At 69.6% G+C, this 9,047-nt stretch carries 10 protein-coding genes; 6 read left to right on the top strand and 4 right to left on the bottom strand.

Translation table 11 applies throughout. From position 1 onward, the window contains the following. Positions 1–189 precede the first annotated feature (189 nt). On the bottom strand, positions 190–1,047 hold the full coding sequence (locus tag ACO0E1_RS16700; RefSeq protein ID WP_123653040.1) for a LysR substrate-binding domain-containing protein: 858 nt from the start codon (positions 1,045–1,047) through the stop codon (positions 190–192). A 119-nt stretch (positions 1,048–1,166) separates the two neighbouring features. Between ACO0E1_RS16700 and ACO0E1_RS16695 the strand changes: the two genes are divergently transcribed. Beyond that, positions 1,167–2,492 (top strand): MFS transporter, encoded by a 1,326-nt coding sequence (locus tag ACO0E1_RS16695; protein WP_422875201.1) that lies wholly within the window; start codon positions 1,167–1,169, stop codon positions 2,490–2,492. A gap of 170 nt (positions 2,493–2,662) precedes the next feature. On the opposite strand, the gene ACO0E1_RS16690 is transcribed toward ACO0E1_RS16695, so the two are convergent. Beyond that, the gene (locus ACO0E1_RS16690) at positions 2,663–3,310 is read right to left on the bottom strand and encodes an NAD(P)-dependent oxidoreductase (protein WP_422875200.1); all 648 of its coding nucleotides are present in this window, start codon (positions 3,308–3,310) and stop codon (positions 2,663–2,665) included. A 100-nt stretch (positions 3,311–3,410) separates the two neighbouring features. Between ACO0E1_RS16690 and ACO0E1_RS16685 the strand changes: the two genes are divergently transcribed. The 5 genes from ACO0E1_RS16685 to ACO0E1_RS16665 all read left to right on the top strand — a co-directional run bounded on the left by ACO0E1_RS16685 (position 3,411) and on the right by ACO0E1_RS16665 (position 7,163). Beyond that, positions 3,411–3,794, top strand: coding sequence for a winged helix-turn-helix transcriptional regulator (locus ACO0E1_RS16685; protein ID WP_422875199.1), 384 nt, complete (start codon positions 3,411–3,413; stop codon positions 3,792–3,794). A gap of 17 nt (positions 3,795–3,811) precedes the next feature. Then, complete coding sequence (locus tag ACO0E1_RS16680; protein ID WP_422875198.1) at positions 3,812–4,840, top strand: NADPH:quinone reductase; 1,029 nt, start codon at positions 3,812–3,814, stop codon at positions 4,838–4,840. A gap of 46 nt (positions 4,841–4,886) precedes the next feature. Next, complete coding sequence (locus tag ACO0E1_RS16675) at positions 4,887–5,222, top strand: helix-turn-helix domain-containing protein (protein ID WP_422875197.1); 336 nt, start codon at positions 4,887–4,889, stop codon at positions 5,220–5,222. An 84-nt stretch (positions 5,223–5,306) separates the two neighbouring features. After that, positions 5,307–6,041 (top strand): S1 family peptidase, encoded by a 735-nt coding sequence (locus ACO0E1_RS16670; protein ID WP_422875196.1) that lies wholly within the window; start codon positions 5,307–5,309, stop codon positions 6,039–6,041. A gap of 249 nt (positions 6,042–6,290) precedes the next feature. Next, positions 6,291–7,163, top strand: a complete 873-nt coding sequence (locus ACO0E1_RS16665) for a patatin-like phospholipase family protein (RefSeq protein ID WP_422875195.1) — start codon at positions 6,291–6,293, stop codon at positions 7,161–7,163. Between the two features lies 1 nt (position 7,164). Here the strand turns inward: ACO0E1_RS16665 and ACO0E1_RS16660 are convergent, their stop codons facing one another. Together ACO0E1_RS16660 and ACO0E1_RS16655 are read right to left on the bottom strand one after the other, a co-directional pair. Then, positions 7,165–7,776, bottom strand: a complete 612-nt coding sequence (locus tag ACO0E1_RS16660; protein ID WP_422875194.1) for a hypothetical protein — start codon at positions 7,774–7,776, stop codon at positions 7,165–7,167. A 34-nt stretch (positions 7,777–7,810) separates the two neighbouring features. Further along, a complete protein-coding gene (locus tag ACO0E1_RS16655; RefSeq protein WP_422875193.1) occupies positions 7,811–9,004 on the bottom strand; it encodes an acyl-CoA dehydrogenase family protein in 1,194 nt (397 codons plus the stop codon). Positions 9,005–9,047 lie beyond the last annotated feature (43 nt).

Genomic DNA, 9,047 nt, shown 5'->3' with positions numbered 1-9,047 from the left:
TGGTGTGGTAACCCACATCGTCCCGGAGGTCTTCTTCTACGTCACCCGTTCACAACGTCCCAGGGAACTACACCTAGCGCCGAACCTTCCGGCGGCGCTATCGAGGGAACAGAAATCGTCGGGTCGGACGGCGCGACCCGACGTTTTCTGTTCCCTCGATCGCAGGACACGCGGGCAACACGAACCCGGTCACACCGCGCGGACGACACCGCGGGACAGGATCGCGTTCGTCAGGGCGTCGATCGGCTCGCGCTGCACGGTCGGGTTCGCGATGAGGACGTAGTCGACGGCGGGGAGATCCGGCAGCCCCAACCGCTGCGACACCTTCACGAGGTCGGCGGGGATGAGCGAGTGCGGGAACACCGCGACACCGATCCCCGCGCGGACGGCGGCGAGCACCCCGTTCACGTCACGCGTGTTGCAGGTGATCCGCCACGTGCGACCGGCGGCCTCGAGTGCGTCGATCGCCATCTGCCGACTGATGCTCGGCGCCTGGTACGCGATGAGCGGCACCGGCTCGTCCCGCTCGACCGCGATCCCGTCCTGCGCCATCCACACCATCTGGTCCGTCGCCACACGGGTCCCCTCGGCCGACTCCCCCGCGGTCTGCTTGATGAACACCAGGTCGAGCTGTCCGGCGTGCACCCGACGCAGGAGCGGTGACGACTGGTTCACCGTCAGCTCGAGGTTCACCTGGGGGTGCAGTCGCCGGAAGTCCCGGAGGATCCGCGGCAGCTGGGTGATCGCGAGGTCGTCCGCTGCGCCGAACCGGAGCCGCCCCCGCGTGGCCGACCCGGAGAAGTAGGCGTCGGCGGTCGCGTGCGCCGCGAGGATCGTCCGCGCGAACCCGGCCATCGCGTCCCCGTTGTCCGTGAGGCTGACGCCACGGGTGTCCCGGGCGACGAGTGTCCGCGACACCGCCGTCTCGAGCCGGCGCACGTGCTGGGACACCGTCGGCTGGCTGATGCCGAGTCGAGCCCCGGCCTGGGTGAAACTCTGCGTCTCGGCGACGGCGAGGAAGGTCTGCAGCAGGACGGGATCGAGCACGTGCACCTCATTCGACATCGCAATGGAGTGATAGCAACCATACGGGGATCGAATGGGTTCGACGCAAGTAGTTTCGATGGGGTACCGATTCCGCCACCGACAGCCGGAGACCCCACCCCGTGAGCGCGTCATCGACGACCCTCTACCCGCCCACTGAACCACTCCCGATCCAGGCGACCCGCCCGCCGTGGCGACACACGCTCATCGCCCTGTCCGTCCCGAACTTCCGGCTGTTCACCGCGACGAACCTCGTCGCGATGACCGCCGGGTGGATGCAGCGCATCGCACAGGACTGGCTCGTCCTGCAACTCACCGGCTCGGTCGCGCAGGTCGGCATCACCGTCGCGTGCCAGTTCGCCCCGATGCTGTTCTTCGGGCTCTTCGGCGGCGTCATCGTCGACCGGTTCTCCAAGCGCGCGCTGATGATGATCACGCAGGGTGCCTTCGCGGTGCTGTCGGCGCTGCTCGCGGTGCTGACGCTCGCCGGGGTGGTGCAGGCGTGGCACATCTGGGCGATCGCGTTCGTGGTCGGCATGGTGACCGTCATCGACAACCCGGCACGGCAGGTCTTCGTGACCGAGATCGTCGGGCACGAGCACCTCAGGAACGCCATCAGCGTGAACTCCTCGGTGTTCCAGCTCGGCGGGATGATCGGCCCGGCACTCTCCGGGGCGCTGCTCGTCGCTGTCGGCGCCGGGTGGTCGTTCGGCGTCAACGCGGTCGCCTGCGCGGCGGTCGTCGTGACGCTGGGGTTCCTGCGTGTCTCGGAGCTGCACCGCACCCCGCCGACACCGCGGGCGAAGGGCCAGCTCGTCGAGGGGCTCCGTTACGCCATCGGGAAGCCGACGATCGTCGTGCCGGTCGTCCTCGTCGCGTTCTTCTCGGTCTTCGCGCTGACGATGCCGGTGCTGCTGTCCGCCTTCGCCTCCCAGGTGTACGACGTCGGGGCCGGCGGCTACGGCGTGTTCAACTCGGCGATCGCCGTCGGCGCCCTCGTCGGCGCCCTGTTGTCCACCCGTCGCGCCGTGGTCCGCCTGCGCACCATCGTCGGCGGCGTGTTCTGGACCGGCATCCTGCTCGTGGTGTCGGGCAGCATCCCCGTGATCGCACCCTTCACCGTGATGCTCGTCGCGGTCGGCATGTCGCAGCTGCTCTTCCAGACGGCCTCGAACTCGCTCGTCCAGCTGTCGTCGAACGTCGCGATCCGCGGCCGCGTGATGTCGCTGTACATCCTCGTGCTGCTCGGCGGCCAGGCGATCGGCGGACCGCTCATGGGCCAGGTGGTCGACCACTTCGGCGCCCACGTCGGCATGGTCGTCGCCGGTGGGGTGCCGGCCGCTGCAGCGGCCGTCATCGGCCTGGTGCTCGCCCGTCGCGGCGGGTTCCACCTCGGCGTCCGGATGCGGCACCACCTGCCGCTCCCGGCGATCGTCGGGCACCGCTGACGGACGGGAGGCTCGTGGCGGGCCCGCACCGAGCCTCCCGTCCGGCGGTGGTCGGTTCCATCCGCTCCCGCACAACCGAAAGCCGTCCGAGCCGCGGAATTCCGCGGTTCGGACGGCTTTCGATTGTTCAGCGGGACGTGTCAGCCACCCGCGACCGCGTCGGCGGACGCTCAGTAGGCGACGCCGAACCGCGCCTGGTGGTGCGCCGGGGTCTCGATCTCGTCGACGAACGCGATCGCGAAGTCCTCGCCCGAGATGTCGGAGTTGCCCTCGGCGTCGGTGAGGAGCACCTCGTCGGTGGTCCGGTAGGTGCCCCGACGCTCGCCGGGGTTGTAGCCGCCGAAGGCAGCTGCCGGGCTGACGTAGAACCAGTCCACCGAGGTGTCGGATGCGCGGAGCGCCTCGAGGATCTGCCCGTGGCTCTTCGCCTCGCCCTTGAACGCGTCCGGGAACTCGGCGGTGTCGAACAGTCGCGGGCCACCGTCGGCGACGAGCAGCGACCCGGCACCGCCGACGATCCCGAGGCGTGCTCCCGCTGCCTCGGCGGCGTCGACGAACGGCTGGAAGCGGTCCTTGAGCTCGCTGCCGTCGGCCTGCACCGCGTGGAGTGCGACGACGATGACGTCGGCACCCTTCGTGACCTCGGCGACGAAAGCGGCGTCGAACGCGTCGCCCTGCGCGAGCGTCAGGCCCTCGGCGGGCTCGAGCTTCGTGGTGTCGCGTGCGACGGCGACGACCTGGTGGCCGCGGGACAGCGCTTCGCGGGTGATGGCGGAGCCGGCGTACCCGGTGCCTCCGAAGACGACGATCGTGGACATGTGTGTTCCTCTCGTGGTGGTGCGTGCTTGCTGGACTCACCTTAGGGGCGTTACTCTCTTTTGGTAAGTAGGCACCTCGTGGTGCGTAACGGAGGTCGTCGTGAGTGCACTCGAGTACAGCCCGTACGCGGCGGACTGCCCCAGCCGGCAGCTGCTCGACCGGATCGGCGACCGGTGGAGCGTGCTGACGATCGGCACCCTGGCGGACGGACCCCAGCGGTACTCCGTCATCGCGAACCGCGTGCAGGGCGTGTCCCAGAAGATGCTCACGCAGACCCTTCGCGCACTCGAACGCGACGGCCTCGTCACCAGGACGGTGTTCCCCGAGATCCCGCCGCACGTCGAGTACGAACTCACCGACGCAGGGCGATCGCTCCGCACCGTGCTCGAGCCCCTGGAGCGGTGGGCGACGACGCACATGGCTTCGGTCGAGGTCGCGCGTGACGAGTACGACACCGCACGTTCGGAATCCACCCGGCGCTGACGTGGTTGCGTGGAGGCATGCGATCGATCGTCTACACGAAGCCCGGTGACTCGTCCGTCCTCTCCCTCGCCGACCGCGAGCCACAGGAACCCGGCACCGGCGAGGTCCGCGTCCGCGTCGTCGTCTCCGGCGTCAACCCGACGGACTGGAAGGCCCGACAGGGCGGCACCTACGGCGACGGTCTGCCGTTCCCGGAGATCACCCCGAACCAGGACGGTGCCGGGATCGTCGACGCCGTCGGTCCCGGGGTCGACGAGCTCGCGGTCGGTGACCGGGTGTGGCTCTACATGTCCGCGTCCGGACGCCCCACCGGCACCGCGCAGGAGTACACCGTCGTGCCCGTCGAACGCGCGGTCCGACTGCCGGATGGTGTGTCCTTCGACGTCGGCGCATCGCTCGGCGTCCCCGCGATGACGGCACACCGGGCACTGACCACGCACGAGGAGGGACCCTCGCGCCTCGGACCCGGCGCGCTCGACGGCGTGACGGTGCTCGTCGCCGGTGGCGCCGGTGCCGTCGGGCACGCGGCGATCCAGCTCGCGCGGTGGGCGGGCGCGACCGTGATCTCGACGATCAGCTCCGACGAGAAGGCCGCGCTGGCGACGGCCGCCGGTGCGCACCACACGGTGAACTACCGGCAGGACGACGCCGCCGCCCGGATCCGCGAGATCGCCCCGGATGGCGTCGACATCGTCGTCGAGGTGTCGATCCCGCAGAACGCCGAACTCGTCGCGGACGTCCTGGCGAACCACGGCGTCGTGTCGATCTACGCGAACAACGGCGGCGACGAGGCCACGCTCCCGATCCGCCCGAACATGAACGTCAACGCCCGGTACCAGTTCCTGCTGCTCTACACGATCGGCGACGAGGCCCTGACGGCTGCGGCTGAGGACGTCACCGGGGCGCTGCACGACGGCGTCCTGCCGGTGGGCGAGGACGCCGGACTGCCGATCACCCGCTTCGACCTCGCCGACACCGCTGCGGCGCACGACGCCGTCGAGCAGGACACGGTCGGCAAGGTGCTCATCGACGTGCAGCCGGAGTAGCGGCACCTTCTTGCCATCGCGGGTGCGATGGGTGGAGCATCGACCAATGCGCATCAGTGTCGATCCGCTCCACCCCGTCGCCCCGAGCTCCCCCACCCAGGAGCCCGACCCGAAGCCCACCCGTGACTCGAGCGTGCAGACCGTCGCGAAGACCCTGGCGATCCTCGAGGCGGTCGCCGAACGCGGCAGCGCCACCGCCAAGGAGATCGCCGAGGTCCTCGGCTTCCCGCTCCCGACGGCGTACCGCCTCCTGCACGCCCTGGTACACGCCGAGTACCTGGTGCACCGCCGCGAGGAACGGCGCTTCGAGTTGAGCCACAAACTCGAGGCCCTCGCCCGCTCGGCCCGGTCGAACGGAGCCACCGTCCAGGCGGACGGGTGACACACCGGGTCCACCACAGACCCGACTTGTCCCTCGAACAGGGGGCACAGCACGATGGCATGACATTCGATGAGAGGAATCGTCATGCAGCATCGCGCTCTCCAAGCACTCACCATCACCGCAGCCGCCGCCCTCACCCTGGTGGGCGGATCCCTCGGCGCGACCACCGCCAACGCCGCCACCGCGTCCCCCCAGGTCATCGGCGGTGAGCAGGCGCCGAACACGCCGTGGGAGGTGCAGCTCGTCTTCCAGCAGGGCGGCACCGCGAGCTACGGCTGCACCGGCGAGGCCCTCAACGCCGAGTGGGTCCTCACCGCGAACCACTGTGTGGACGGCACCACCGCGATGAACGTCTACCACTCCAACAGCACCGCCGACCGGGGTCCCGCGACCGCCGCCGACGAGCTCTACAGCGCTCCCGAGGGCGACATCGCCCTCGTGCACCTCTCCACCCCGGTCACGCTGAGCTCGTACGCGCAGCTCGACCTCGGCTACACGACGAAGACGTCGGGCACGGGCACGATCATGGGCTACGGGAACCGGGCGGACAGCGAACCGACCGACGGGCTGTACCAGGCGAGCGTCTCGCTCTCCGGGCACTCCACGGACGCCTACTCCGGCGACGCGCAGCACGTGACGGGGATCTCGGGAGCGTCGAACCACGGCGACTCCGGCGGGCCGCTTATCGTCGGTGGCGAGGTCGTCGGTGTCTGCTCCACCGGTGATGTCGCCGACCCGGGCTCGAACACGAACGCCGGGTCGAACTACGCGATCCTGTCGCAGAGCGCCGACTGGATCGCCGAGACCGCGGGCCTGTAGCCAGCCGGCAGGCCGGCTCGCGTCGTCCGACGCGACCGCAGGTCGGACGGGAGGCACGGGTGCGGGCCCGCACCGTGCCTCCCGTCCGTCCGTGGCCCATCCGCCGCACCGCCCGCTCGCGCTGGTCAGCATTCCGGCGGCGGCATGCGTTCGCGCGAGCGGGCGAAATACCCGGGTCCGCACGCATGCCCAGCCGGGTATTTCGCCCGCTCGCCGGTCGTGGGGCTCGCGGGTTGGTAAGCATGGTGCATGAGCGAACTCGTGCCGCCCGCTGCTGGAACCCGAGCGATCGTCCTCGGAGGTGGTGGAGTCGCCGGGATCGCGTGGGAGCTCGGGGTCCTCTCGGCACTCGAGGACGCCGGCGTGGACCTCGCCGCAGCCGACCTCGTGGTGGGCACCAGCGCCGGCAGCGTCGTCGGGACCTTCGTCCGCAGCGGAGGCGTCCGCGGCGCGTTCGAGCAGCAGATCGCACCGCTGCCGACGAGCTACGAGGAGCCGGGCGTCATCGACGGCGAGGCGATCCAGCAGCAGATCGGGCAGGTGCTCGCCGGCGCGACCTCCGAGCAGGACGGCCGTGCACGACTCGGGCTCGCAGCGCAGCAGGTGACCGCCGGGCAGTCGGACGACGAGCGCGCCGCGACCTTCTCGGAGACCCTGCCGTCGACCACGTGGCCGGACCGCCCGCTCGCAATCACGACCATCGACGCGACCGACGGCACCTTCCGTGTCCTCACCGCTGCCGATGGCATCCCGCTCCCCCGGGCCGTCGCCGCGAGCTGCTCGGTGCCGTTCGTGTGGTCGCCCGTCGACATCGCGGGGCGGCCGTACATCGACGGCGGGATGCGCTCGGCCACGAACGCCGACGTCGCCGCCGGGTACGAGCGCGTCCTGGTCATCGCCTGCGGCCCCGAGGCGCCGTCCCCGCTCGGGCCGTGGCTCGACCAGTCCGTCGAGGCGCTCCGCGCGGGTGGGTCGAGCGTCGAGGTCGTCGTCGCGGACAGCGCCTCGACGCAGGCGTTCGGCGCGAACTCGCTCTCGTTGTCGACCCAGCGGCCGAGCGCCGAGGCCGGGCGCGCGCAGGCATCCGCGATCGCGGACCGGATCGCGGAGTTCTGGGCTTGAATCAGTAGCGCCGTTTCTCGTAAGTGAAGTGTTCAGAGATTCCGGTCGCAAGTGCGAGGACCGGGCGGATCGGTTCGGTGACGAAGAACAGCATCGCCGTCAACGCGCTGGCGATGACGCCATCGGGAAGGAACGTTCGCCGATCGGATGTATCGAGAACAATCCCCTCGAGCAGAGAGCGACCGATGAAGATCGTCGCGACTACTGCAACCGTGCCGAAGTAGATTGCAAATGCCCATCCGCCGAGAACGAGGCTACTCGGAATCAGCAAGACCCAAGCAAGCGCCGGGCCAACTTTGACGTATCGAATCGAGTAGAGCGCCGCCGCGGCGCACACAATCGGAAACACCCACGCGATTTCGCTGCGCAAGACCCAACTGCTCGCGGTATCGACCCACTCGTCGCCGACCGCCGCTAGTGCCAGCACACGCTTCACAGAATCCACCGGCCCTGAGATACGCCCTGTCCCGGCGGAACCGAATAACACCGATCCTGTGAACAGCAGCAGACACCAGGAAAGCACGTCAGCGGTACGAGCCGCCGCCACATCGCGCACTTTGTCACTCAGAAACGAGCCAATTGCGGCGCCGCTGATGGATACCGGTTCGATCATGCCCGCAGGCTAGAAGAAGCATCCGACTTTTCGGTCAGACGAAGGCCGCCTGGCCCGTGATCGCCCGGCCGACGATGAGGGTGTTCACCTCGCGGGTGCCCTCGTACGAGTAGATCGCCTCGGAGTCCGCGAAGAACCGGGCGACGCCCTTCTCGAGCACGATGCCGTTGCCGCCCTGGACCTCGCGGCACCATGCGACCGTCTCGCGCATCCGCGCCGTCGCGAACGCCTTCGCCAACGCAGAGTGCTCGTCGCCGCCCACCCCGGCGTCCTGCATCGCCGACGCCTGCGTGCAGAGCGCGATCGACGCCGTGATGTTCGCGAGGGACTTCACGAGGAGGTCCTGCACCATCTGGTGCGCCGCGATCGGCTTGCCGAACTGGATGCGGGTCTTGGCGTAGTCGAGCGCTGCCTCGTACGCGCCGACCGCGATGCCCACGGCCTGCCACGCGACCTCGGTGCGCGTCAGGCGGAGCACCTCGGCCGTCGTGCGGAACGACGTCGCCCGCTGCAGTCGACGCGACTCGGGCACCCGGACGCCCTGCATCACGATGTCGGCGTTCTGCACGCCGCGGAGCGCGATCTTGTCCTCGATCTTCGTCGCGGTGAACCCGGGGGTGTCCGTCGTGACGAGGAAGCCCTTGACCTGCCCGTCCGCGACGTCCTTCGCCCAGATCACGACGACGTCCGCGAACGTGGCGTTGCCGATCCAGCGCTTCTCGCCGTCGAGGACCCACTCGTCGCCGTCACGCCGAGCGGTGGTGCGCAGCCCCTTCGCGGAATCGCTGCCCGAGTACGGCTCGGTGAGGCCGAACGCGCCGATCAGCTCGCCCGCCGCCATGCGCGGCAGCCACTCCTGCTGCTGCTCGTCGCTGCCGGCGACGGCGATCGAGTTCATCGCGAGGCCGGACTGGACGCCGATGAACGTCGCGACGCTGGCATCGACGCGCCCGAGCTCGAGCGCCGCCCACCCGCGGTACACGGCCGAGTTCTCGAACCGGCGCACGAGCGGGACACCCGGCCCGTACATGCCGAGCTCTGCGAGCGGCTTGATGACCTGCATCGGGAACTCGGCGCGCGCCCAGTACTCGTCGGCGATGGGCGCGACGTCGCGCCCGAGGTACTCCCGGAGTCGCCCGATCGACGCCCGCTCCTGGTCGGTCAGCCCCTCTTGGAACCGGTAGAAGTCGGATTCGAGGAGCGCGGGGGTGGCCGTCGTCAGTGACATACACTGATCGTGCATCATTCTCGGAAACGTTGCAAGAGAGGCT

This window comes from Curtobacterium guangdongense (assembly GCF_049341845.1).
Taxonomy (GTDB): domain Bacteria; phylum Actinomycetota; class Actinomycetes; order Actinomycetales; family Microbacteriaceae; genus Curtobacterium; species Curtobacterium guangdongense.
The sequence above is the reverse complement of the archived record's forward strand: the minus strand, read 5'-3'. Positions and strand labels throughout refer to the sequence as shown.

Coding starts and splice junctions, on each gene's coding strand:
- ACO0E1_RS16680 (WP_422875198.1), top strand. CDS start 3,812: ATGCGATCGATCGTCTACACGAAGCCCGGTGACTCGTCCGTCCTCTCC.
- ACO0E1_RS16675 (WP_422875197.1), top strand. CDS start 4,887: ATGCGCATCAGTGTCGATCCGCTCCACCCCGTCGCCCCGAGCTCCCCC.
- ACO0E1_RS16665 (WP_422875195.1), top strand. CDS start 6,291: ATGAGCGAACTCGTGCCGCCCGCTGCTGGAACCCGAGCGATCGTCCTC.
- ACO0E1_RS16655 (WP_422875193.1), bottom strand. CDS start 9,004: ATGTCACTGACGACGGCCACCCCCGCGCTCCTCGAATCCGACTTCTAC.
- ACO0E1_RS16670 (WP_422875196.1), top strand. CDS start 5,307: ATGCAGCATCGCGCTCTCCAAGCACTCACCATCACCGCAGCCGCCGCC.
- ACO0E1_RS16660 (WP_422875194.1), bottom strand. CDS start 7,776: ATGATCGAACCGGTATCCATCAGCGGCGCCGCAATTGGCTCGTTTCTG.
- ACO0E1_RS16690 (WP_422875200.1), bottom strand. CDS start 3,310: ATGTCCACGATCGTCGTCTTCGGAGGCACCGGGTACGCCGGCTCCGCC.